Origin of the sequence: Streptomyces sp. Q6 (assembly GCF_036967205.1) — a bacterium.
Classification (GTDB): Bacteria; Actinomycetota; Actinomycetes; order Streptomycetales; family Streptomycetaceae; genus Streptomyces; species Streptomyces citrinus.
In genome coordinates this window covers 7,724,900-7,749,219 of the sequence record NZ_CP146022.1, presented here as the reverse complement: position 1 = coordinate 7,749,219, position 24,320 = coordinate 7,724,900, and the positions used below count along the sequence as shown (strand labels likewise).

The window sequence follows — 24,320 nt, the reverse complement described above, 5'->3', positions numbered from 1 at the left end:
AGGGGGCGAGAACGACGATCGCCCCCGCCGGGCAGGGTTCAGGCCATCCTGCGCCCGCGTTGCCCTCGTTCGGGGCCGTCCCAGGTCTCCCACGCGCGGTCCCACTCGGCGAGACGTCCCCGGTCGAGCCGGCGCCGTACCGACCATCCGACGAGGACCGCCGTGCCGGCCGCACCGGCGCCGGTTCCCGCGGCGACGCTCCCCACACGCGTCCACAGGTCGGTGCCGCCCAAAGGCGCCGCGACCAGGCGGTCCTGCCGGTCGAGCCACACCCACGTGGTCTCGCCCTCCCGCGTCCCGGCGTGCACGCGCACGGTTCCGGTCCGCGTCGCGCCCGAGGCCGTCTCCCAGCGCACGGGCACCCGGAACGACGCCTGCGCCCCGGGCCCGCTCCAACTCGCCTTCGGCGGCGCGTCCGCCACGAGCACGGCGCGCGCCTGGTGCCGCTCCTGACGCTGGGCCACGGAAGTGGCCCGCGCGTCGTCGTACGCGACCCGGCCGGCGGCGAGACCGGCCGCGGGCGCGCCCACGAACACCGCGGAGCCGACCGCGAGCACCGTCCACGCCTCGACGACGTCGGACCGGCGCCGCAGGGGGTTGTGGCGCCAGCGCCACCCTCGTCGCGCACCGTTCATCACGTCACATCCCCTCGCGCTCTCTGTCGGACGCACCGCCCAAAGGCCGAACGGCCCTGAACCGCACGGCTCAGAGCTTGCGCAGCCATTCCTCCGGGACACCGTGCGGCGCCCCCGCGTCGGGGCGCCGGTGGGAGTCGTCGAGGCGGAACGTCAGTTCGTCCAGCACCGAGACGACTCCGTCGATGTGCTCCGCCATCCGGGCGGCGATCTCCTTCTCGCTGCGCCGTTCGACCTTCCCGGCGAGCGTGACGACGCCCTCGTGCACCGTCACGGAGAGGAGTTGCGGCATCAACCACAGGCTGCGCACGAGGACTTCGTCGATCACTTCGCGGCGGATCTCCTCGTCGGGCCGCAGGAACACCTGGAGCAGGTCGCGGCGGGTGACGATGCCGACGAGCCGGTCGGCCTCGTCGACCACGGGCAGCCGCTCCACCTTGTGCCGGGCCATCACGCGGGCGGCCTCGGCGATCGTGACGTCGGCGTGGACCGTGACGGGCGGCTCCGACATCAGCTCCCGCGCCGTGCGGGCGCAGGCCCTGCGGCGCTCGGCGCGCCGCCCGCGCCCGACGGCCGGCATCCACGGACGACGCCGGCGCGCGTACGGGCCGTCGCCCGACCGCACCTCGCGGACGAGCAGGTCGGTCTCGGAGATCACGCCGACGACGTGCCCCTCGTCGTCCACGACGGGCAGTCCGCTGATGTGACGCCCGTTCAGGAGTCGCGCCACTTCCTTGAAGGGGGTGGCGCACTCGGCCCGGACGACGTCGCGCGTCATCACGGAGTCGACCTTGCTGTGCTTCATCGCTCCTGCCTCCCGGACTCGGGCAGCCGGCCTGCCACGTACTCGGTGAGGTCCAGCAGGCGGTTGGTGTAGCCCCACTCGTTGTCGTACCAGCCGAAGACCTTGACCAGATCGCCGTTGACCTGGGTCAACGGAGCGTCCAGCACGCAGGACGCCGGGTCGCCGACGACGTCGCGCGAGACGATCGGGGCGTCCGACACCCGCAGGACCCCCTGGAGTTGGTCGTCCGCCGCCTCCCGGAACGCGGTGTTGATCTCGTCCGCGGACGCGGGCCTTTCGAGGACGACCGTCAGGTCGGTCAGCGATCCGTCCTCCACCGGCACCCTGACCGCGAGACCGTCGAGCGTGCCCGCGAGCTCCGGCAGCACCACGCCGACGGCCCGCGCCGCTCCGGTGCTGGTCGGGATGATGTTCACGGCGGCCGTGCGGCCCCGGCGCGGGTCCTTGTGCGGCCCGTCGAGGACCACCTGGTCGTTCGTGTAGCCGTGGATCGTGGTCATCAGGCCCTTGGCGATACCGAAGCGCTCGTCGAGCACCTTCACCATCGGCGCGACGCAGTTCGTGGTGCAGGAGGCGTTGGAGATCACGTGGTGGTGGTCCGGGTCGTACGTCTCGTGGTTGACGCCCATGACGAGCGTGGCGTCGACCCCCTTGCCCGGCACGGACAGCAGCACCTTGGCCGGGCCCGACTTCAGATGCGCCCCGGCGTCCTCACGGGTGCGGAAGCGGCCCGTCGACTCGATCACGACGTCCACGCCGAACGCGTCCCAGGCGAGCGCCGCCGGATCGCGCTCGGCCGTGACGGCGATCCGGTGGCCGTCGACCGTGAGCGAGGTGTCGTCGTACGCGACCTCGCGGCGCAGCCTGCCGTAGGTGGAGTCGTACCGGAGGAGATGTGCCAGCGTCGCGGGCGAGGTGATGTCGTTGACGGCGACGACCTCGACCGGTGTGCCGGCCGCGCTCTCGGCCCGCTCCAGTACGCAGCGCAGGTAGTTGCGTCCGATGCGGCCGAAGCCGTTGATGCCCACACGCACGCTCATGTCCGGTGCCCTTCCGGTCGGTTGTTCCTCGGTCCGTGCTGTCACCTCAGCCTTGCGCTCGGACCCCACGCCGGACATGGGTCGTGCGGGGGCCGGGGGGTGGGACCTTCGGCCCGTGGCCGCCGCACGGATGAAGCAGGGTCTATCCGGTCGGCACTCGGGGCAGACGCGTCGCATGGACACTGCGAAACTCGAACTAGCCGCCCAGCGCTTCCGCGAAGCCGAAGCCGCCCTGGACGCGGCTCGCGCCGACCTCAGGGGCGAGGCCCTCGCCTTTCTCCAGGACACCGACGACCGCAGGGCACGGGACGAGGTCACCCGCATCACCGGCTGGTCCCGCGGACAGTTGAGGCGCCTGGCGAAGCAGGGCGCGAGCGGCCGTTAGACACGGTGGGCCCGTCCCCGAGGACCCGTGGACGGCCCTCTTCGCGGCGGCGGCGACCGCGCGGTCGCCGCGCCTACCGATCAGCCACGTGCGCCGGTCCCCACGGGGCGGGTCCCGACCCCTGCGCCCACGCCTCCAGCTCCTCACCGTCCACGCACCGGATGCCGCACGACCGGGCGTACTCCTCGGCCGGAGTCGTGAACGCGCTGGTCGTGACGATGACGGCCAACTGAGCGCCGTGCACCGACCAGCAGGTTCCGCCGAAGCGCTGCAGATCCATGGAGCCGACCTTGTTGTCCGGCGCGTACTGCTTGCACTGGATGACGACCCGGCGGCCGTCGGGGGCGACGGCGAGCACGTCGGCGCCCAAGTCGCCCGCACCGCCGGTGACTTCGACGTCTTGGCAGCCGTCCCGTTCGCACAGTTCCGCGATCGCCGCTTCGAAGCCGTCGGGATCGAGTGCGGTGAAGTCGACCCGGTCCCGGTGGGGTGCGAGTTCGACGGTGAAGCCGTCGTGCACCGCCGCGGGGGCCGGGGCCGCCGTCGCGGCCGGCACCGGCTCACGGTCCGCCTCGGCCATCCCGGCGAGCGCCGCACGGCGCAACTCGCGTGAACGAGGCATGCCCCGCAGCAGGACGTAGAGGACCGGGATGGTCAACAGGCCGAGCGAAGCCGCCGTGCCCGGATGCGCCCCGGCCCAGTGGGCGAAGCGCACGAAGAGCAGCGTGACGGCGCAGAGCAGGGCCGCGACCAGGGCGAAGGCGACGGCCAGCCCGGACAGGTCCGTTCCGCGCGGGTGGCGTGAGCTCCGCCGTCGGCCGCCTCGGGTCACGCTCTCGGTCCGTCGTATCGCCACCGGATCTCCTTCGGTCCTCGTCCGTCTGCACTCTCCTCGTACACACGTGCCCCGATGAGCGACAACCATGATCAAAAAAGCTGCGGCGCGATGCGATCACGTCTCCATTTCCTGACGGCGAGCGCAGGGTTCGAGCCGCCGACCCAGATCGAATCGTTCAGGTCCCGAAAGGAAGTCCGTCCCAAGGTATTGCCTCACAGTTGTCTCAACCCTTAAATCAAAGCTCGAACTAAGCAACTGACGTTCAGCGCACCACAGTTCACCTCTTCCGCGCACGCCGGAAGTGTCCTCACCCCCGCACGGAGTGACACCTATGAGACACAGATCCTTGGGGATCGCGCTCGCCACGGCGGCGGCGCTGCTGACCATCCCCGCCCAGACCTCGACGGCATCGGCCGCGGCCGCCGAGACGCCGCTCTCCCAGGGCAGAACCGCCACGGCCTCCTCCACCGAGAACGGCGGGACGCCCGCCGCGGCCGCCGTCGACGGCGACACCGGCACCCGCTGGTCGTCCGCCGCCACCGACACCCAGTGGCTCCAGGTCGACCTCGGCGAGTCGGCGAACCTCAGCAAGGTCGTCCTGAACTGGGAGGCCGCCTACGCCAAGGACTACAAGATCCAGGTCTCCGGCAACGGGAGCACCTGGACCGACGTCAGATCCGTCACCGCCTCCGACGGCGGCACCGACACCCTCGACGTCTCCGGCACCGGCCGGTACGTGCGGATGTACGGCGTCACCCGAGCCACCCAGTACGGCTACTCGCTCTGGGAGTTCCAGGTCTTCGGCACCGCGGGGAGCACCCCGCCGGCCGACGGCTGCGCGACCGCGAACGCGGCCAAGGGACGCCCGGCCACCGCGTCCTCCACGGAGAACGCCGGCACTCCGGCCTCGGCCGCGTTCGACGGCGACACCGGCACCCGCTGGTCGAGCCAGTCCTCCGACCCGCAGTGGGTCCAGGTCGACCTCGGCTCCTCGCAGAGCATCTGCAAGGTGGACCTCACCTGGGAGGCCGCGTACGCCAAGGCCTTCAAGATCCAGGCCTCCGCGGACGGCCAGAACTGGACGACGCTGAAGGACGTCACCGGCGCGACCGGCGGCAGCACCTCGTACGACGTCAGCGGCACGGGCCGCTACCTGCGGATCTACGGGACCACCCGGGCCACGGCCTACGGCTACTCGCTGTGGGAGGTGGCGGTGCACACCGGGAGCGGGTCCACCACACCGCCCGTCGAGGGCGGCGGCGACCTCGGACCGAACGTCATCGTCGTCGACCCGAACACGGCGAACCTGCAGGCCAAGTTCGACCAGGTCTTCGCGCAACAGGAGTCGAACCAGTTCGGCTCGCAGCGCTACCAGTTCCTGCTCAAGCCGGGCACGTACAACAACCTCAACGCCCAACTCGGCTTCTACACCTCGATCTCCGGGCTCGGGATCAACCCCGACGACACGAAGATCAACGGTGACGTGACGGTCGACGCGGGCTGGTTCAACGGCAACGCCACGCAGAACTTCTGGCGCTCCGCCGAGAACCTCTCCCTCAACCCGGTCAACGGCACCGACCGTTGGGCCGTCGCCCAGGCCGCCCCGTTCCGTCGCATGCACGTCACCGGTGGCCTGAACCTCGCGCCGGCCGGCTACGGCTGGGCCTCCGGCGGCTACATCGCGGACTCCAAGATCGACGGCACGGTCGGTCCGTACTCGCAGCAGCAGTGGTACACCCGCGACAGCTCGGTGGGCGGCTGGACCAACGGTGTGTGGAACATGACGTTCACCGGTGTGCAGGGCGCCCCGGCGACGAACTTCGACTCGGGTCCGTACACCACGCTCGACACGACGCCCGTCTCGCGCGAGAAGCCGTTCCTGTACCTCGACGGCAGCGACTACAAGGTGTTCGTCCCCGCCAAGCGCACCAACGCGCGCGGCGTGTCCTGGCCCGCCAACGCGGGCACGTCGCTCCCGCTGAGCCAGTTCTACGTCGTCAAGCCCGGCGCGACCTCGGCCACCATCAACCAGGCGCTCTCCCAGGGGCTGAACCTGCTGTTCACTCCCGGCGTCTACCACCTCGACCAGACCATCGACGTCACGCGCGCCAACACGGTGGTGCTCGGTCTCGGCCTCGCCACGATCGTCCCGGACAACGGCATCGACGCGATGCACGTCGCCGACGTGGACGGGGTGAAGCTGGCCGGCTTCCTGATCGACGCCGGTTCCCGGAAATCCGACACGCTGCTGCAGATCGGTGGGGCCGGCGCGAGCGCCGACCATGCCGCGAACCCGACCACCATGCAGGACGTGTTCATCCGCATCGGCGGCGCGGGCCCCGGCCTCGCCACCAACTCCGTGGTCGTCAACAGCGACGACGTCATCGTCGACCACACCTGGATCTGGCGCGCCGACCATGGCGAGGGCGTCGGCTGGGAGACCAACCGCGCCGACTACGGGCTCGTCGTGAACGGTGACGACGTCCTGACCACCGGCCTGTTCGTCGAGCACTTCAACAAGTACGACGTGCTGTGGAACGGCGAACGCGGGCGCACGATCTTCTTCCAGAACGAGAAGGCGTACGACGTGCCCGACGCGGCGGCCGTCACCCATGACGGCATCGTCGGATACGCGGCCTACAAGGTCGCCGACGGTGTCACGACGCACGAGGCCTGGGGCATGGGCAGCTACTGCAACTTCACCTCGGACCCCGGCATCGTGCAGCACCACGGGTTCCAGGTCCCGGTGAAGCCGGGCGTCAAACTGCACGACATCCTGGTCATCTCGCTCGGCGGCAAGGGGCAGTACGCCCACGTCGTCAACGACACCGGCGCCCCGACCTCGGGCACCGACACCGTCCCTTCGAAGATCACTTCGTTCCCGTAGAACCACGGGAACGGGGGCGCGGGGACGGTCGAACAGACCGTCCCCGCGCCCCCGTTCCGGGTGGGCGGCCGGGCTCAGTGCCCGCCCATGCCGTCCTTCGCGGACTCCTTGGTCTCGCGTGCCGCGCCCATCGCCTTGGCGGCACGGCCCTTGGCGGTGAGACGCTCGTTGCCCACGGCACGGCCCGTGGCCTCCATGGCGGCTCCCGCGGCCTGCTCCGCCTTCGCCTTGGCCTTCTCGCTCGCGGTCATGATGTTCACCATCCGTTCCGTGGACTGCATGTGCTGATCTTCGGTTGACCGCCGTGGCGACGATCAAACGCGGATCGGTCGATCTCTCGCCCCCTGTCCGGGTTCCTGCCGACCCCTCAGGCGGCCCCCGCGAGCGCCCTCGTGAGGGCGCCCGCCCTCGGCGTCAAGGAGAGACCTGCACTCCCCCGGTCCGAGCCGTCCGGCCCCCCGCCCGCGGGGACCCGCCGTCCGGCGCGAGCGCGGCCAGGCGAAAGGCGCGGCGGTACGCGGCCGGTGTGGTGCGCAGCGCCTCGTGGAACCGGCGCCGCAGGTTGACCGCGGAGGAGAGGCCGACGCGGCGGGCGATCGTCTCGACGGGGAGGTCGGTCTCCTCCAGGAGGGCGCGGGTCGCGGCGAGGCGGCGGTCGAGGAGCCAGCGGCCGGGGCTGATGCCCAGCTGTTCCGTGAAGCGACGGGTCAGAGTGCGGGGCGAGACCTGGGAGCGGGCCGCCATGTCGGCGACGCTGATCTGCCGGTCGAGGCGGCCCTCCACCCATTCCAGGAGCGGTGCCAGGGAGTCGGGGGCCGGTCCGGGGGCGGGCGGTTCGGCGTACTGGAGCTGGCAGCCCTCGCGGTGCGGCGGCATCACCATGTGCCGGGCGACGCGCAGCGCGTACGCGGCGCCGTGGTCGGTGCGGACCAGGTGCAGGCAGAGGTCGACGCCGGCCGCGGACCCGGCGCTGGTGGCGACGTCGCCGTGGTCCACGTAGAGCACGCCCGGGTCGACCGTCACCGCGGGGAACCGTGCGGCGAGCGCGGCGGCCCCGGCCCAGTGCGTGGCGGCCCGGCGGCCGTCGAGGAGTCCGGCGGCGGCGAGCACGAAGGCGCCCGAGCAGAGGCCGACGACCCGGGCGCCGCGCTCGTGCGCCCGGCGGACCGCCGCGGCGACCGGCGGGGGCACCTCGGCGCCGGTCGGCCGCTGCCAGCCGGGGACCAGGACGGTGTCGGCGCGCTCCAGCGCGTCCAGGCCCGCCGTCACCAGCAGGTCGTAGCCGGCCGCCGAGCGGACCGGGCCGGGGTGTTCCGTGCAGACCTCGAAGGTGTAGCGGGCGGGCACCGCCGGGCCGTGGTCGCCGAACACCTCGGCGGCGCAGGCCAGCGCGAACGTCGACTGCGGGGGCTGCAACAGGGCGACCACGCGATGCGGCGCCCGCGTCCGCCTCCCCTCCGGTCCAGGCGTCATGGCGCGAAAGTACCTCTTCATGTCGTTCGGGACACTGGGATCCAGCAATTGGTGCAGACCATTATCGGTGCGGTGACCACTGCGCAGACATCCACCGAGATCAGCCCGCCGCTCGCCCGACTCCCGTTGTGGGACCGGCGCTTCACGCTCTACTTCGTCGCCCGCGCCGTCTCGCTGGTCGGTGACGCGATGATGCCGGTGGCCGCCGCGCTCGCGGTCGGCGCGGTGTACGGGATCTCCGGGGTCGGCCTCGTCCTCGGTACCTGGACCGGCACGGCCGTGGTGCTGCTGCTGTTCGGCGGGGTGTTCGCCGACCGGTTCGGCGCGCGCCCGATGATGGTCGGCGCCGACGTCGTCCGGGTGCTCACGCAAGGGGTGCTGGCCGTGGCGTTCTTCGTGGGGACGCCGCCGTTCTGGCTGCTGGTGGCCATGGCCGCGCTGGCCGGAGCCGCCACCGCGATGTTCCAGCCGGGGGTGAACGGGATGGTTCCGCTGGTCGCCCGTGAGCCGCAGCGCGCCAACGCCACGCTCAAGGTGGCGGACGCCGTCGCCCAACTGCTCGGCCCCGCCCTGGCGGGGCTGCTGATCGCGCTGGCGGGCGCCGGGACCGTGTACGCGATCGACGCGGGGACCTTCGTGCTCAGCGCCCTGTGCCTCGCGCTGATCCGGCTCGCTCCCGGCCTCACGTCCCCCGCGCGTCAAGGCCGTTCGGTACGGGGTGACCTGCGTCAGGGCTGGCACGAGTTCCGTTCCCGCACCTGGATGTGGGCGGTGATCCTGATCTGGATGATGTACGGGGTACTGGTCTTCGGGCCACTGGTGCCACTGAGTTCGGCGCTGGTCGGTGAGCGGCTCGGGGCGAACGCCTACGGCCTCGCGATCTCCTTCCTCGGCGCGGGAACGGTGCTCGGCGGCCTCCTCGCGCTCCGCCTGCGCCCGGCCCGCCCGCTGGCCGCCGGGGCCGTGGCGATGATCCTCTACACCGCGCTCCCGCTCTGCGTGGCTCTCGGCACCGGGCTGCCGGTGCTCCTCGTGGGCCATGTCCTCGGCGGCGGCGCCCTGGCGTTCTGGTCGGTGATGTGGGCGACCAGCGTGCAGACCCACACGCCGCCGGGCGTGCTCAACCGGGTCAGCGCGTACGAGATCGCCGGATCGGTGTCCGGGATCGCGCTCGGCCAGGCGCTGGCGGGCCCGGCGGCCCAACTGGCCTCCCCGGCACGGCTGATGCTGGTGTCGGCGGGGGCCTGCCTCGTGGGCGGTGCGGCGCTGCTCGCGACCCCGGCGATCCGTCGGCTGCGCCGTATCGCTCCCCCGGTCCGCGGGTGACTACATCAACGGCCGTACGGCCCCGGGCCCCGATCCCAGGGTTTTCACCGTGGCCCGATCAGCGGCCCGGGGTCCATCGTGGAGGCACGGAAGTTCACGGGCTTCCGGCCACGGGGGAACCAACGGGGGATCCAACGGGGGTACGGGGGACGGGGGTGCCCGACAGGGCACCCCCGCTGTCGGTTGTCCGGGGCACTCGGCACGCTCAGGGTCCCGACTGGCTGAGCAGGCGGACGAGTTGGGCCCTGCGGTGCACCCCGTCGAGCTTGCGGTAGATGTTGCCGAGGTGGAACTCGACGGTCTTGACGCTGAGGAACAGCTGCTCGGCCGCCTCGTGGTTGGTGACGCCGCGGCCGACGGCGAGGGCGACGCGCAGTTCCTGCGGGGTGAGGCCGTCGAGCGGGGTGCCTCCGGCGGCGACCCGGTCGCCGCCCGCCGCGTGCAGTTCTGCGGCGGCGCGGGCCGCCCAGCCGCTCGCGCCGAGCCGTTCGAAGGTGGCGAGGCCGCGCTGGAGCCAGCGCCGCGCCTCGGAGCGGCGGCCCTGGCGGCGCAGGAGTTCCCCGTGCGCGAACTCGGTGCGGCCGCGCTCGAACGGGGCTGTCACCTGGGCCAGTTGGGCGAGCGCCTGATCCATGTGCCGTTCCGCGTCGGCCGGTTCGAGCAGGGCGCGGCAGCGGGCGGCGGCGGCCGAGGTGATCGGGCGGTGCCCGCGCCCGGCCTCGTGCTCCAGGACGCGCAGTACGTCGTAGGCCTCGTCGGTGCGGTGAAGGTGGACGTAGGCGTCGGCGAGGTCGGCGGCCCAGGAGAGGTACAGGCCGTCGCCGCGGCCGTGGGTGAGGGAGAACTCCCGTACCCGTTCCAGGTGTCCCGCCGCCTCCTCGAAGCGGCCGAGGCCCAGTTCGAGGAGGCCGAGGGCGCCGTCGGCGCGCGCCGCGTCCATGGGGAGTTCGGCGGCCGTGGCGAGGAGCGGGCCTGCGCCCCGTGGCGGCGGCAGTCCGCCTCCCTGCCGCGCGCGGCCTCGGTCCTGGCCTGCGCGGCGAGCGCCCGGCACACCTCGATGACACGTCCGGTGTCCTCGCCGAGCCGGGCGGACTCGTCGGCGTGCGCGAGTGAGGCGTTCCAGTCGCCGCGCCAGTACTCGACGACGGAGAGCGTGCCGAGCAGGTGCGCGAGGAGTCCCACGGTGCTGGAGGCGCGGGCGGCGTGCACGGCACGGTCGAGCAGGTCGTGTCCCGTGTCGAGTTCCTCGGTGGCGAGGTAGCACAGACCGCCGACGCCGGAGACCGGGTACGGGAACGCCAGGTCCGGTGCGGCCAGGGGCTTTTCGAGTTCCCTGAGCAGGGTGCGGCCCTCGTCCGCGTCACCGCCGAGGAGCTGGACGAGTGCGTGCAGCAGCCGTACGGGCAGGGTCGCGGGCACGTCACCGAAGGCGTCGGCGATGCGCATGGACTCGGCGGACGTGGCGCGGGCGGCGGTGAGGTCGCCGATGGCGAGTTCGGTGAGGGTGATGCCGCCGAGCATGACGGCGGCAAGGGCGGGGTCGACGCGCCGGGCCTCGTCGACGGCGGCGCGCAGCTGTTCGCGGGCACGCGCGGGGCGGCCGCGCTGGATGTCGACGTAGCAGCGCAGTTGGCGGAGGTCGAGGCGGGTCCGTTCCTGCGTGGCGTGGCCGAGGGCGCGGTCGAGCAGGTCGGCGGCCTCGTCGAGGGAGCCGGCGGCCTGAGCGGCGCGCGCGGCGCAGAGCAGGCGCCGCGCCCGGTGCTCGTCGTCCGGGGTGAAGCGGGCCGCGTGGGCGTACAGGCGGGCGGCGAGCGGCAGGGCGAGACTGCCGGGGCCGCCGGACGCCGCGCGCTCCAGCCCGGCGGCGACCTGCTCGTCGGGGTCGGCGCCGGATTCGGCGAGGTGCCAGGCGTACCGCTCGAGCGCCGTGGGCGCCTGGGCGCCCTGGAGGGCGTGGGCGACGGTGCGGTGGGCCCGCCAGCGGTGCACGGCGCTCGCCCCGTGGTACACGCCGGAGCGGACCAGCGGGTGCCGGAAGACGTAGGCGCCCGCTTCCACGGTCATCAGGCCGGCGCGTTCGGCGGGTTCGAGGCTCGCGTAGCTCAACCCGTGGGCGCGCAGCACCCGTTCGGTCCCGGCGAGCGGGCGGGGGCCGAGGACGGCGAGGAGCAGCATGGCATCCCTGGTGCGCTCGGGGAGCCGGGCGATGGCGCTGTGGAAGGTGCGGGCGAGCATCTCGCCGATGGGCAGGGGCGCGCCGGTGTCGGGGCGGTGGCCGCCGCGGGCGAGCAGCGCGGGGAGTTCGACGAGGGCGAGGGGGTTGCCGCGGGCCTCGGTCAGGAGCCAGTTGACGTCGGGCGCGGGCAGGGGTTCGCCGGCGACCAGTTGCCGTGCGGAGGCGGCGTCGAGACCGCGCACGGTGAGCGTCTCGACCGGGGCGAGGCGGGAGGCGGCCGCGTCGGTGTCGCGGGTGGCGAAGAGGACGACGACGCCTTCGCGGCCCAGCCTGCGGGTGGCGAAGGCGAGGGCGTCCAGGGAGTACGGGTCGAGCCACTGCGCGTCGTCGACGACGACGAGGACGGGCCCGGTCTCGCTGACGGCGCCGAGCAGGCTGAGTGTGCCGGCGGCGACGGCGAACCGGTCCTGTTCGACGGCGGGGCCGAGCGCGAGGGCTCCGGTGAGGGCGGCGGCCTGCCGGTCCGGGATCCGGTCGAGGAGGTCGGTGACCGGGCGGAACAGGTCGGCGAGACCCACGTAGGGGAGCCCGGTCTCGGCCTCGATGCCTTGGGTGCGCAGCCGTGTCATGTCGTGGGCGAGCGACTCGGCGTGGCCGAGCAGGCTCGTCTTGCCGATGCCCGCTTCGCCGCGGATGACGAGGGCGGCGCTGCGCCCTCTGCGCGCGTCGTCGACGAGGTCCGCGAGGCGGGCGCATTCCGCTGTCCGACCCAGCAGCATGCGCCCAGGGTAACCGCGGGTAGACGCACCCGGTTAGAGGTCAACTGGCTTCGGAGAAAGCCCCGTTGACCTCTTGCCGATACCTTCGCCGTACCTTCACGCGGCCTCCGCGACCGCCGTCTTGTCCCCCTCGGCGAACTGCGTGCGGTACAGCTCGGCGTAGCGGCCGTCGGCATCGAGGAGCGTCTCGTGCGTACCGCGTTCGACGATGCGGCCCTCCTCGACGACGAGGATCTGGTCGGCGGAGCGGATGGTGGACAGGCGGTGGGCGATGACGATCGCGGTGCGGCCTTCGAGGGCTTCGGCGAGGGCTTCCTGGACGGCGGCCTCCGAGGTGTTGTCGAGGTGCGCGGTGGCCTCGTCGAGGATGACGACGCGCTGGCGGGCGAGGAGCAGCCGGGCGATGGTCATGCGCTGGCGTTCGCCGCCGGAGAGGCGGTAGCCGCGTTCGCCCACGACGGTGTCGAGGCCGTCGGGCAGGGCGTGCACGAGGGTGTCGAGGCGGGCCCTGCGCAGCACGTCCCACAGCTCGTCCTCGGCGGCTCCGGGGCGGGCGAGCAGCAGGTTCGCACGGACGGAGTCGTGGAAGAGGTGGCCGTCCTGGGTGACCATGCCGAGCGTGGCGCGCATCGAGTCGGCGCTGAGGTCGCGGACGTCGACGCCGCCGATACGGACGGCGCCGGCGTCGGTGTCGTAGAGGCGGGGCAGGAGCTGCGCGACGGTGGACTTGCCGGCGCCGGAGGAGCCGACGAGGGCGACCGTCTGGCCGGGTTCGGCGCGGAAGGAGACGCCGTGCAGGACCTCGGCGCCGCCGCGGGTGTCGAGCGAGGCGACCTCTTCGAGGGAGGCGAGGGAGACCTTGTCGGCCGAGGGGTAGCCGAAGCGCACGTCGTCGAACTCGACGGCGACCGGGCCCTCGGGCACCTCGCGGGCGTCGGGCTTCTCCGCGATGAGCGGCTCGAGGTCGAGGACCTCGAAGACCCGCTCGAAGCTGACCAGTGCGCTCATCACCTCGACGCGGGCTCCGGCGAGGGAGGTGAGGGGCGCGTAGAGGCGGGTGAGGAGCAGGGCGAGGGAGACGACGGCGCCGGCGTCCAGGGTGCCTTCGAGGGAGAAGTAGCCGCCGAGGCCGTAGACCAGGGCCAGGGCGAGCGCCGAGACGAGGGTGAGCGCGGTGATGAACGCGGACTGGGCCATCGCCGTACGGACGCCGATGTCGCGCACCCGGCGGGCCCGCTCGGCGAATTCGGCCGACTCGTCGCCGGGGCGTCCGAACAGTTTGATGAGGGTGGCGCCGGGCGCGGAGAACCGCTCGGTCATGCGGGTGCCCATCGCCGCGTTGTGGGCGGCGGCCTCGCGCTGGAGACCGGCCATGCGGGAGCCCATGCGGCGGGCGGGCAGCACGAAGACGGGCAGCAGGAGCAGTGCGAGGAGGGTGATCTGCCAGGAGAGGGAGAGCATGACGGCGAGGGTCAGGAGCAGGGTGACCAGGTTCCCGACGACACCGGAGAGGGTGTTGCTGAAGGCGCGCTGGGCGCCGATGACGTCGTTGTTGAGGCGGCTTACCAGGGCGCCGGTGCGGGTTCGTGTGAAGAACGCGACGGGCATCCGCTGGACGTGGTCGAAGACGGCCGTGCGCAGGTCGAGGATGAGTCCTTCGCCGAGGTTCGCGGAGAGCCAGCGGGCGAGCAGTCCGACACCGGCCTCGGCGACGGCGATGACCGCGATGAGGACGGCGAGCCGGACGATGTGGCCCTGGTCGTCGCCGCCCACGATGGCGTTGACGACGTTGCCCGCGAGGACCGGGGTCGCGACGGCGAGCAGTGCGGTCACGATGCTCAGGAAGACGAACTGGCCGATGCGGCGGCGGTGCGGCCGGGCGAATCCCGCGATGCGGCGCAGGGTGGCGCGGGCGAAGGGGCGGCCGCCGGGGCCGCCGTTCTGGGCGTTCATGACGCTGTGCAGCTGCGTCCAGGCTGTGGTCTCCATGCTCATGCCGACGACGTTAGAACCTCAACCAATCTTGAGGTCAAGTCTTCGGGTGAACCGGTGCGCAGTGAGGTGATCCCGTGCGACGCCGCCGACGCACCTCTTGACCCGTAAACACCCGAAACATACCTTCGCCTCAATTGTTGCGCCCACCACACAAGTTGTGGGCGCCGGACGACCAGGAAGCGAAGACATGCCGGAGCTGTGCAGACGTACTCTGCTGTCCGCGATCGGCGTCACCGCCGCCGCGGGAACCGTCGTGACCGGCGGGTCCGCCGCCGCGTCCGCCCGCGCGAAGCCCTACGAGGACGAGGTCCGCTCCCTGCTCGCCCGGATGACCCTCGCGGAGAAGCTGGGGCAGTTGCAGCAGCTCCCCTGGTCGTGGGACCTCAATCCGGGCTCGGGGTCGACGAAGGAGGTCGAGGACGCGGCCCGGACGGGCCGGCTCGGCTCGGTGCTCAGCGTCTTCGGCGCGCGGACCACGAACGCGTTGCAGCGCATCGCCGTCGAGGAGTCCCGGCTCGGCATCCCGCTCCTCTTCGGCCTGGACGTCATCCACGGGTTCTGGACGAACTTCCCGATCCCGCTGGCGCAGGCGGCGAGCTTCGACCCGGAGGTGACGCACACGGACGCCGAGGTGTCGGCGAAGGAGGCCCGCTCGAACGGGGTGCACTGGACGTTCTCCCCGATGATGGACGTCACCCGCGAACCGCGCTGGGGCCGCGTCGCCGAGGGAAGCGGTGAAGACCCCTACCTGACCAGCGCGTTCGCCGCCGCCAAGGTCCACGGCTACCAGGGCTCCGGATACGGCGCGAAAGACCGCATCGCCGCCTGCGCCAAGCACTTCGTCGCGTACGGAGGTGCCGAGGGCGGCCGCGACTACAACACGGTCGACGTGTCCGAGTCCCGGCTGCGCAACCTGTATCTCCCGCCGTTCAAGGCCGCGTCGGAGGCGGGCGCGGCGACGGTGATGGCGTCGTTCAACACCGTCGGCGGCGTCCCCGCCCACGGGAACACGCACACGCTCACCGACATCCTGAAGCAGGAGTGGGGCTTCGGCGGGTTCGTCGTCAGCGACTGGACCGGCGTGCAGGAGCTGATCGCGCACGGCTTCGCCGAGGACGGCGCGGACGCGGCACGCCTCGCCCTGAACGCGGGCGTCGACATGGAGATGACCAGCACGAACCTCCGCACGCACGGCAAGAACCTGCTGCGCGCCGGAAGGATCGAGGAACAGCGGATCGACGACGCGGTCGCGCGCGTGCTGCGCCTCAAGCACGAGCTGGGCCTCTTCGACGATCCGTACGTCGACGAGTCCGCCGCGATCACCGGACCGTCGGCCGGAGCCCGCGACGCGGCGCGCGCGGCGGCCTCCCGCACGATGGTCCTGCTGAAGAACGACCGCAGCGTCCTGCCGCTGAAGAAGACGGTCGGCTCCCTGGCCCTGGTGGGCCCCTTCGCCGACTCGGCGGATCTCCTCGGTACGTGGGTGGTGCCGGCGTCGGCGGAGCGGTTCCCCGCGGTGAAGGTCCTGGACGCGGTGCGCGCCGCCGCGCCGGACGCGAAGGTCACGTACGCCCGCGGTGTCGCCCCGGAGGGCACGGACGTCTCCGGGATCGGGGAGGCGGTCGCGGCGGCGCGGGCCGCGGACGTCACGGTGGTGGTCGTCGGCGAGCCGTCCGCGCTGAGCGGTGAGGCGGCGGCGCGCAGCGACCTCTCGCTGCCCGGCGCACAGGAGAAGCTGATCGCGGCGGTCGCGGCCACCGGCAAGCCGTTCGTGGTGGTGCTGGTGAACGGCCGCCCGCTCACGGTCGGCGACTGGCTGGACTCCGCCCCGGCCGTCCTGGAGGCGTGGCACCCCGGCACCGAGGCGGGGCACGCGATCGCGGACGTGCTGTTCGGCGCGGTGAACCCGGGCGGCAAGCTGCCGGTGTCGTTCCCGCGGACGGTCGGCCAGCTCCCCGTCCACTACAACCACGAGTCGACGGGCCGCCCCGATGCCGCGGCCAACAAGTTCACGTCGAAGTACCTGGACCTGCCGCCGACCCCGCAGTTCCCCTTCGGCCACGGCCTCAGCTACACCACGTTCGACCTGGGCACGCCGACGCTGAGCCGCGCGAGCGTGTCGGCGGCCGCGCTGCGCAAGGGCGACACCGTGCAGGTGTCGGTACCCGTGCGCAACACGGGGTCGCGCGCGGGCGACGAGGTGGTGCAGCTGTACGTCCACGACGTGGCGGCGAGCATCGCCCAACCGGTGCGCAGGCTGCGGGGGTTCAGGCGGGTCGGCCTGGACGCGGGGGCCGCCACGACCGTCCGCTTCACGCTGGGGGCCGACGACCTCGGGTTCTGGACGAACGACCCGCAGGGCGAATTCCAGCTGGAGAAGGGCACGTTCGAGCTGTTCGTGGGGAACAGCTCGACGGCGGAGGCCAGACTGGCCCTGAACGTCGACTAGTCCAGGCTCGGCGCCGCCGGATGCCGACCAATGACCACTGACCACTGATAGCTGATAGCTGATAGCTGACTCAAGGGAGCCCCGTCATGTCGTCGGTCCGAGTCGAACGCCACGGGCACGTCACCACGGTCGTCCTGGCACGCCCGCACGCGCGCAACGCGGTCGACGGTCCGACGGCGGACCGACTGGCCGACGCCTTCCGCGCGTTCGAGGCGGACGACGACGCGCGGGCGGCGGTGCTCTGGGGCGAGGGCGGCACGTTCTGCGCGGGCGCCGACCTCAAGGCCGTCGGGACGGAGCGCGGCAACCGGGTGGCGCGGGACGGGGACGGCCCGATGGGCCCGACGCGGCTGCGTCTGTCGAAGCCGGTGATCGCGGCGGTCAGCGGCCACGCGGTGGCGGGCGGTCTCGAACTGGCCCTCTGGTGCGATCTGCGGGTCGCCGAGGAGGACGCCGTGTTCGGCGTGTACTGCCGCCGCTGGGGCGTGCCGCTGATCGACGGCGGGACGGTGCGGCTGCCGCGCCTCATCGGGGAGAGCCGCGCCCTCGACCTCGTCCTGACCGGGCGTTCCGTCCCGGCCCGCGAGGCCTACGAGATGGGCCTCGCGAACCGCCTGGTCCCGTCGGGCCGCTCGCGCGAGGAGGCGCAGGCGCTGGCCGCGCGGATAGCGTCGTTCCCGCAGGCGTGCCTGCGCAGCGACCGGGCGTCCCTGCGGGAGCAGGGCGGGCTGGACGAGGAGACGGCGATGCGCAACGAACTCCGGCACGGGGTCGAGGTGTTGAGGGAGGGCATCGAGGGCGCGGGGCGGTTCGTGGCCGGGGCCGGCCGGCACGGCGGGTTCGACGGCTGACGCGACCGCTCCCGTACGGCAGGATGACCGGACGCACGCTCGAACCGGCCGCACCGACACGGGAGTTGCCCATGACGCAGACGTCGCCCACACCCCGGATCGACACCAGCAGACCGCATCCGGCCCGGGTGTACGACTGGTTCCTCGGCGGCAAGGACAACTACCCGGTGGACGAGGCGCTCGGCCGACAGATCACGGCGATGGAACCGACCGCCAAGTACGGTGCTCGGCACAACCGTTGGTTCATGCAGCGCGCGACGCGGATGCTCGTGGCACGCAAGGGCGTGCACCAGTTCCTCGACATCGGCACGGGCATCCCCACGGAACCGAACCTGCACCGGATCGCGCAGCGCGCGGCGCCCGAGGCGAGGGTCGTGTACGTCGACAACGACTCGATCGTCCTCGCGCACGCGGAGGCGCTGCTGCGCGGGACGCCCGAGGGCGTCACCCGCTACCTCCAGGCGGACGCGCGGGAGCCGGACCGCATCCTCGAACTGGCCCGGGAGATACTGGACTTCGAGCGTCCGGTCGCCGTGTCGCTGATCGCGCTGCTGCACTTCGTCCCGGACGAGCAGGGCGCGTACGACCTCGTCCGTACGCTGGTGGACGCGCTGCCGTCGGGCAGCCATCTGGTGCTGTCCCAACTCGCGTCCGACTACGACCCGGAGCGCACCCGGGAGGCCGTCGACATGTACGCGGCCGGCGGAGTCACCCTCGTGCCGCGCACGCGTGAGGAGTTCACCACATTCTTCTCGGATCTCGACCTGCTCGATCCGGGCGTAGTCTGGCTGCCCGAATGGCACCCGGAGCTGGCTGTCGACGAGGAACGGGACGGGACTGCGGTGCCGCTCTACGCGGGTGTCGCGCGCAAGCCGTGAGGTTGCCCGAGATGGCGAACATCACACATGGCGATGCCCACGTCACGCGCCGGAGCGCGAAGTCGCACCGATCCCCTACTCTCGTTCACATGTCCTCCACTCCCGCCCCGCACTCCGAACGGTCCGCCGACGTGGTCAACGAGCAGATCCGTGACCTGTGGGCGCGCACGGGCGGGCAGCTGTCCGCTCATGACCGTGCGGAGTACGAGGCGCTGGTGACCGAGTGGGCGGCGGCGACGGCCGAGGGGATCACGCAGCGCGTGTGACGCGCCGCTCGACCACCGGCGGTCAGGACTGGGGCCGGCTTCCGTGGTTCGCCGCGTGCTTGCGGCGGGCCTTCTTCTTGCGGCGTCGCTTCGAGGACATGGGGCCTCCTGGTGACGTGTCGTGGGGACGCGACGTGAATGCGCGTCGCGGATACGTGCTTTTTGTGGCGTTCAGGGCATATCGCCCCTATGTGACTTTTCTTTACGATGGCACGGGCCAGGTCGCCCCGCATGTCGCAGGAAGGGGACATCCATGAGCTCCACACCCACCGACGGGGGCCGTCGGGAGCGCTTCGACCGGGGCATGGAGACCCTGGGCCGTGTCGACGGCGAGGCCGGGCGGCGCGTGATCGACGCCCTCGGCGACGTCAGCCCCGAGCTGGCCCACCAGATCGTCGCCTGGGGCTTCGGGGAGATCTACAGCAGGCCCGCTCTGCCGCCGCGTGACCGACAGTTGGTGACGCTCGGTATCCTCACCTCGCTCGGCGGCTGCGAGGCACAGCTGGACGTGCACATCAACGCCGCGCTGAACGTCGGCCTCACTCCCGAGGAGATCGTCGAGGCCCTGCTGCACGCGGCCGGCTACTGCGGCTTCCCTCGGGCGCTCAACGCCACCTTCGTCGCGAAGAAGGTCTTCGGCGAGCGCGGCCTCCTTCCCGTACGGCAGGAATGAGCGGGGGCGAGGGCGCCCCGGTGCGGGGCCTGACGGGCCGCCGTGCAGAAGGCGATCACCGTGACGGCCGATCCGGACGTGGAGATCGTCGGACACTGGTTCGGCGACACCCGGCTCGACTTCCGGCCGGAGTCGTACTGGGCCGCCGGCACGAAGATCACGCTGAGTCTGCGGCTCAAGGACGTCGAGGGCGCCGACGGGGTCTTCGGCACCCAGGACAAGGACGTCACCTTCCACATCGGCCGCGAGCAGATCAGCGTCGTGGACCTGCGGGCCACGTCGATGACCGTACGGCGCGACGGTGCGGAGATCGCCACGTACGACGTCAGCGGCGGCGACTCCGCACACACCACCTGGGCGGGGAAGATGGTGATCTCCGAGCGGTTCGTGGAGACCCGCATGGACTCGACGACGGTGGGGCTCGGCGACGAGTACGACATCGACGACGTGCCGCACGCGCAGCGCCTGACCACCTCGGGCACGTTCATCCACGGCAACTACTGGGCCTCCCCCTCGATCTTCGGTACGAAGAACACCAGCCACGGCTGCATCGGCCTGCGGGACGCCCGGGGCGCGGACGACGCGTCGACGCCGGGCGCGACGTTCTACAAGAGCTCCATGGTCGGAGACGTCGTGGAGGTGCGGCGGTCCGGCGAGGAGACCGTCGACCCGTCGAACGGGCTCAATGGCTGGAACATGTCGTGGTCGGACTGGAAGGCCGGTAGCGCGGTCCAGGGCGCACGGGGCCACCGGCGACCCGTGGGGCATGACGATCGTTCTGCGCCAGATGTTCACAGTTTCTCCGTGGGGCGTTGACGCGGCCTGAGGCGCAATGACAGGGTCACCAGGCCCGTTACGCCGCCCCCGATGAGGGACCGAGGAGCTCCCAGCCCCGATGAACCCCCGCCCCGAACACACGCACAGCGCCCACCGGTTGGCCGACGTCTGGCGGCGTTTCGCGGAGAAGCACTGGGCTCGGGAGCCGGTGGTCGTTCCGGGCGGGCCGCCTTCCGGCCTCGACGCGGCGCAGGCCCATACGCTGCTGGTCGCCGCCGCGGGCACGGGCGATCCCGGCCGGGCCCGCCTGGCCGTCCCGGACGGTGTGCTGCGCACCCCCGGCGCGCTGCTTCCCTCACCGGCCGACCGCGACACGGCCGCCTACGCCGAGCGGATCACGTCGGCGGGCCAACTGGCGCGCGGCGGATGGCTGTTGACGGTCCCGGACCCGCTCGCTCTCGACTTCGGCCTGTGGTCACGGGTGCGGGAGTCCCTCGCGGGGCTGTGGCGGCACGTCGGCTGGCCCGCGCTGCCGGTCACCGCCGAACTGGCCGTCGGCGACCGGTACCACGCCGCGGAGGAGCCCGGGGCCCGCCCTGACGCCGCCGTGCTCACCTGGGTGCTCGACGGCTCGCTGACCGTACGCGTGCGACCCGAGCACACCGGTACCGAGTTCGAGCTGCGGGCCGAGGCGGGCGACCTGGTGCACTGGCCCGCCGGGAGCACGCACCTCGACGACCGTACGGCGCGCTGCACGACACTGCGGCTCACCGTCCCCGCCCGGACCACCTCGGCCCTGCCGTTCGTCGGCGACGTGCTCGCGGAGCTGCTGCGCGGCCGCCCGGACGCCGGGGACGCGCCGTCGACGGTCCCGCACCCCGCGCCCGCCGCACCGGATGGCCGCCTCACCCCGGCACCCCAGCACATCGAGCCCGCCGAGCGGTACGCCACCGTCCTCACCGGCGACGAGCCCGAACGCGCGCTGCTGCTGCGCTGGGCCGGTCTGCGCTCCGCGGCGGGACTCGACCCGGCCCCGCCGCCGCGGCCGCCGATCGCGCTCGGCCCGCACCACCGATTACGACGCACCACCGCGGTCCTGCACGTCAGGGACCGCGACGGCGCGCTGGTCTGGGCCGCGCACGGCCACGCGCGGCGCACCACCCACCCGGCGGCCGACCGGATCCTCACCCGGCTGCGCACGGCCCCGTCCGGCACGGTCGCGGGGCTCGCCTCGGCCTGTCGCCTGGCACCGGACGACCCCGGACTGCTCGGCCTCCTCGGCGAGTTGTACGAGGTGCGCGCGGTGGAGGCGACCGCCCCGGAGCGACCGTCATGAGCACGGCACAGCCCGCGCCCGTCGACACGCTGGAGACGTTCGACTGGGACACGTTCCTCGACAGGTACTGGGACCGGCGGCCCGTGCTCATCCGGGGGCACGGTTTCGACCCGGCCCCCTTCGACGGGCACGAGGTCTTCGAGGGGGCCGTGGCGGCGGCCACGCGGGCACCCGCGGGCCGGGTGACGTTCACCGTGGGGTCCCGGCGGCTCACCGACCCGGGCGATCTGCTCCCGCAGCCGGAGGACGCCTCCTTCAGCGCCTACCAGCGGCGCGTGACGGAGCAGTTGGCCGGTGCTCCGTTCGCCCTCGTCGTACGGGAACTGCACGCCCGGCACCATCCGCTGTGGCTCAGGGAGCGGGACTTCGTCGCCGCGCTGTGGGACCGCGCCGGGCAGCCGCTGCTGGGCGCCACGACCACACTGCACTACGGGACCTGCGGCTCGGACCGGCCGGCACACACCCGAGGCGCAACGTTTCTGTACACGCTGCTCGGCCGCCCCCGGCTGCGCCTCGATCCGGGCGGCCCCGCCGAGCGCGCCGCCGAGGTCCCGCCCGGCGACCTGCTCTACTGGCCGCCCGGTCACCGTTACGCGGCCGAGCCCGGCACGACACCCGGCGCCGTCGTCCACCTGGGCGTGCCCCGCCACCCGCCGCGGCCCGGCGACGCGCTGTGCAGGCTGCTGGCCCCCGGCCCCAACCCGGTCTCCCCGCAGGGCGGTTGGGGCGGCGACGACATCCTCGTACCGGACGAGGCGAACACCACCGCGCTGCCGGCGGAGCTGCCCCGGGTGCTCGCCGAAGGACTCGCCCAGTACCGGGCCGCGGGGCGGCCCGCGCCGATGGAGCGGTGGCTGGCGCGGGAGTCGCTGCGGCACGCCACGGACGGCGGGCTGCGGCCGGTCCCGCCACCGGCCCGGCCCGGCTACTTCACCGACGACGACGGGATACGGGCCGTCGAGCGCGTGCTCTGGTCGGAGGCGGCCGGGCGGCGCCTGGTGGCGGCGTGCGGGCACGTCATGGAGACGGACCTGACGGCTCCCGAACTCGCCTCCGTCGTCGGCCTGTTGAACGCGGGCACGACGGTGACGGTCGGCGAACTCGTGCCGTCCGCACGGACGCTGGTGTCGCGGCTCGCGGGCTTCCGCGCGGTGGAGCGCCTCTGAGCACCCGCCCGGTGCCGGCTAGGACCCTCCGTTCACCGGGATGGCCAGGTACTTGTACTCCAGGAACTCCTCGATGCCGACGCGGCCGCCCTCCCGGCCGAGGCCCGACTGTTTGACGCCGCCGAACGGTGCCGCCGGGTTCGACACCAGGCCGGTGTTGAGGCCGACCATGCCGGTCTCCAGTCGCTCGCCGACCCGCAGCGCACGGTCCAGGTCGCGCGTGAAGACGTAGGACACGAGCCCCCATTCGGTGTCGTTCGCGGTCTCGACGACGTCGTCCTCGTCGTCGAACGTGAACAGCGCGGCGACCGGGCCGAAGATCTCGGTGCCGGTGAGTTCGGCGTCGCGCGGCACCTGGGCGAGGACGGTCGGCGGGTAGAAGTTGCCTTCACCGGACGGGAGTTCGCCGCCGGTGAGCACCTTCGCGCCGCGCCGGACGGCGTCGCGGACCAGGTGCTCGACCTTGGCGCGGCCCGCCGCGTCGATCAGAGGGCCGACGTCCGTGCCGGGCGCGGTGCCGTCGCCCACCGTCAGCGCGGACATGCGTGCGGTGAGGCGGGAGCCGAACTCCTCGGCGATCGCGCTGTGCACGTAGATGCGGTTGGCGGCGGTGCAGGCCTCCCCCATGTTGCGCATCTTGGCGACCATCGCGCCGTCGACGGCGGCGTCGAGGTCGGCGTCCTCGAAGACGATCAGCGGGGCGTTGCCGCCGAGTTCGAGCGAGGTGCGTACGACGGTGTCGGCGCACTGGGTGAGCAGGATCCGGCCGACCTGGGTGGAGCCGGTGAAGGAGAGCTTGCGGATGCCGCCGCCGCGCAGCAGGGGCTCGACGAGACCGCCCGCGTCGGAGGTGGTGACCGTGTTGAGGACGCCGGGCGGCAGGCCCGCCTCGGTCAGGATCTGGGTGAGGGCGAGGGTCGACAGCGGGGTCTGCGGGGCCGGTTTGAGGATCATGGTGCAGCCCGCGGCGACGGCGGGGCCGATCTTCCGGGTGCCCATGGCGAGCGGGAAGTTCCAGGGCGTGATGAGCAGGCAGGGGCCGACCGGCTGGCGCAGCACGAGGTGCCGGTTGCGGCCGTCGGGGCTGGTGGCGTAGCCGCCGTCGACGCGCACCGCCTCCTCGGAGAACCAGCGGAAGAACTCCGCGGCGTACGCGACCTCGCCACGGGCCTCCGCGAGGGGCTTGCCCATTTCGAGGGTCATGAGCAGGGCGAGGTCCTCGGTGCGGCCGAGGATGATCTCGTGGGCCCGGCGGAGGATCTCCGACCGGGTGCGGGGCGGGGTGGCGGCCCACTCCCGCTGGGCGGCGACGGCGGCGTCCAGGGCCGCGCGGCCGTCCTGCGCGGTGGCGTCGGCCACGCGGCAGAGGGGGCGCCGGTGGCGGGGTTGTCGACCACCATCGTGCGGGCGGTCCGCGACGGCTTCCAGGCGCCGCCGATGTGGAGTTCCTTCGGGACGGTGTCGATCACGGGGTGTGAGGTCATGTGGGCTCCGCCGTGGGGTCGGGGAAAGAGGTCGGGGGTGGTGGGGCGCCGCAGGCAGGGCCGTCCTCCGGGGCTCGGATCCGTGGCCGTCTGACGCGGAA

19 protein-coding genes and 2 pseudogenes are annotated in these 24,320 nt (G+C 72.7%); 11 read left to right on the top strand and 10 right to left on the bottom strand.

Annotation, left to right across the window (positions count from 1 at the left end; all coding sequences use genetic code 11):
• Positions 1-38 precede the first annotated feature (38 nt).
• The 3 genes from V2W30_RS35500 to gap form a co-directional block, all read right to left on the bottom strand.
• Entirely contained in the window at positions 39-635 is a 597-nt protein-coding gene (locus V2W30_RS35500) for an Rv1733c family protein (RefSeq protein WP_338702698.1), read from the bottom strand.
• Positions 636-705: 70 nt separating this feature from the next.
• Positions 706-1,440 carry a CBS domain-containing protein gene (locus V2W30_RS35495; protein WP_338702697.1) on the bottom strand — a complete coding sequence of 245 codons (735 nt, stop codon included), beginning with the start codon at positions 1,438-1,440 and terminating at the stop codon, positions 706-708.
• Positions 1,437-2,480 carry a type I glyceraldehyde-3-phosphate dehydrogenase gene (gene gap, locus V2W30_RS35490; protein WP_338702696.1) on the bottom strand — a complete coding sequence of 348 codons (1,044 nt, stop codon included), beginning with the start codon at positions 2,478-2,480 and terminating at the stop codon, positions 1,437-1,439. The genes V2W30_RS35495 and gap overlap by 4 nt, the downstream gene beginning before the upstream one ends.
• A 175-nt stretch (positions 2,481-2,655) precedes the next feature.
• Here gap and V2W30_RS35485 point away from each other — a divergent pair, with 175 nt between their 5' ends.
• On the top strand, positions 2,656-2,865 hold the full coding sequence (locus tag V2W30_RS35485; RefSeq protein ID WP_338702695.1) for a hypothetical protein: 210 nt from the start codon (positions 2,656-2,658) through the stop codon (positions 2,863-2,865).
• 73 nt (positions 2,866-2,938) lie between these two features.
• Here the strand turns inward: V2W30_RS35485 and V2W30_RS35480 are convergent, their stop codons facing one another.
• On the bottom strand, positions 2,939-3,721 hold the full coding sequence (locus V2W30_RS35480; RefSeq protein ID WP_425244636.1) for a restriction endonuclease: 783 nt from the start codon (positions 3,719-3,721) through the stop codon (positions 2,939-2,941).
• Between the two features lie 313 nt (positions 3,722-4,034).
• On the opposite strand from V2W30_RS35480, the gene V2W30_RS35475 reads away from it, so the two are divergent.
• Positions 4,035-6,590, top strand: a complete 2,556-nt coding sequence (locus tag V2W30_RS35475) for a discoidin domain-containing protein (protein WP_338702694.1) — start codon at positions 4,035-4,037, stop codon at positions 6,588-6,590.
• Positions 6,591-6,664: 74 nt separating this feature from the next.
• On the opposite strand, the gene V2W30_RS35470 is transcribed toward V2W30_RS35475, so the two are convergent.
• Together V2W30_RS35470 and V2W30_RS35465 are read right to left on the bottom strand one after the other, a co-directional pair.
• A complete protein-coding gene (locus tag V2W30_RS35470; RefSeq protein WP_338703885.1) occupies positions 6,665-6,841 on the bottom strand; it encodes a CsbD family protein in 177 nt (58 codons plus the stop codon).
• A 163-nt stretch (positions 6,842-7,004) separates the two neighbouring features.
• Positions 7,005-8,063, bottom strand: coding sequence for a helix-turn-helix domain-containing protein (locus V2W30_RS35465; protein WP_338702693.1), 1,059 nt, complete (start codon positions 8,061-8,063; stop codon positions 7,005-7,007).
• A gap of 72 nt (positions 8,064-8,135) precedes the next feature.
• Between V2W30_RS35465 and V2W30_RS35460 the strand changes: the two genes are divergently transcribed.
• Positions 8,136-9,389 carry an MFS transporter gene (locus tag V2W30_RS35460; protein ID WP_338702692.1) on the top strand — a complete coding sequence of 418 codons (1,254 nt, stop codon included), beginning with the start codon at positions 8,136-8,138 and terminating at the stop codon, positions 9,387-9,389.
• Positions 9,390-9,594: 205 nt separating this feature from the next.
• Here the strand turns inward: V2W30_RS35460 and V2W30_RS35455 are convergent, their stop codons facing one another.
• From V2W30_RS35455 to V2W30_RS35445, 3 genes are all read right to left on the bottom strand, one after another.
• On the bottom strand, positions 9,595-10,023 hold the full coding sequence (locus V2W30_RS35455) for a helix-turn-helix transcriptional regulator (protein WP_338702691.1): 429 nt from the start codon (positions 10,021-10,023) through the stop codon (positions 9,595-9,597).
• The gene (locus V2W30_RS35450) at positions 9,990-12,344 is read right to left on the bottom strand and encodes an ATP-binding protein (protein ID WP_338702690.1); all 2,355 of its coding nucleotides are present in this window, start codon (positions 12,342-12,344) and stop codon (positions 9,990-9,992) included. The genes V2W30_RS35455 and V2W30_RS35450 overlap by 34 nt, the downstream gene beginning before the upstream one ends.
• A gap of 96 nt (positions 12,345-12,440) precedes the next feature.
• The gene (locus tag V2W30_RS35445; RefSeq protein WP_338703884.1) at positions 12,441-14,333 is read right to left on the bottom strand and encodes an ABC transporter ATP-binding protein; all 1,893 of its coding nucleotides are present in this window, start codon (positions 14,331-14,333) and stop codon (positions 12,441-12,443) included.
• Between the two features lie 193 nt (positions 14,334-14,526).
• Here V2W30_RS35445 and V2W30_RS35440 point away from each other — a divergent pair, with 193 nt between their 5' ends.
• The 8 genes and pseudogenes from V2W30_RS35440 (at position 14,527) to V2W30_RS35405 (ending at position 22,735) form a co-directional block, all read left to right on the top strand.
• On the top strand, positions 14,527-16,788 hold the full coding sequence (locus tag V2W30_RS35440; protein ID WP_338702689.1) for a glycoside hydrolase family 3 N-terminal domain-containing protein: 2,262 nt from the start codon (positions 14,527-14,529) through the stop codon (positions 16,786-16,788).
• A gap of 86 nt (positions 16,789-16,874) precedes the next feature.
• Entirely contained in the window at positions 16,875-17,639 is a 765-nt protein-coding gene (locus V2W30_RS35435; protein WP_338702688.1) for a crotonase/enoyl-CoA hydratase family protein, read from the top strand.
• Positions 17,640-17,710: 71 nt separating this feature from the next.
• Positions 17,711-18,517, top strand: coding sequence for an SAM-dependent methyltransferase (locus V2W30_RS35430; RefSeq protein ID WP_338702687.1), 807 nt, complete (start codon positions 17,711-17,713; stop codon positions 18,515-18,517).
• An 89-nt stretch (positions 18,518-18,606) separates the two neighbouring features.
• On the top strand, positions 18,607-18,783 hold the full coding sequence (locus V2W30_RS35425; protein WP_338702686.1) for a hypothetical protein: 177 nt from the start codon (positions 18,607-18,609) through the stop codon (positions 18,781-18,783).
• A gap of 253 nt (positions 18,784-19,036) precedes the next feature.
• Positions 19,037-19,456, top strand: coding sequence for a carboxymuconolactone decarboxylase family protein (locus V2W30_RS35420; RefSeq protein WP_338702685.1), 420 nt, complete (start codon positions 19,037-19,039; stop codon positions 19,454-19,456).
• Between the two features lie 33 nt (positions 19,457-19,489).
• Positions 19,490-20,188: pseudogene (locus tag V2W30_RS35415) on the top strand (Ig-like domain-containing protein); the annotation flags it as partial.
• Positions 20,189-20,351: 163 nt separating this feature from the next.
• On the top strand, positions 20,352-21,569 hold the full coding sequence (locus tag V2W30_RS35410; RefSeq protein ID WP_338702684.1) for a hypothetical protein: 1,218 nt from the start codon (positions 20,352-20,354) through the stop codon (positions 21,567-21,569).
• Positions 21,566-22,735, top strand: a complete 1,170-nt coding sequence (locus tag V2W30_RS35405; protein WP_338702682.1) for a hypothetical protein — start codon at positions 21,566-21,568, stop codon at positions 22,733-22,735. Before V2W30_RS35410 ends, V2W30_RS35405 begins: the two co-directional genes overlap by 4 nt.
• An 18-nt stretch (positions 22,736-22,753) precedes the next feature.
• On the opposite strand, the pseudogene V2W30_RS35400 reads toward V2W30_RS35405, so the two are convergent.
• A pseudogene (locus V2W30_RS35400) lies at positions 22,754-24,219 on the bottom strand (NAD-dependent succinate-semialdehyde dehydrogenase).
• Between the last annotated feature and the right edge of the window lie 101 nt (positions 24,220-24,320).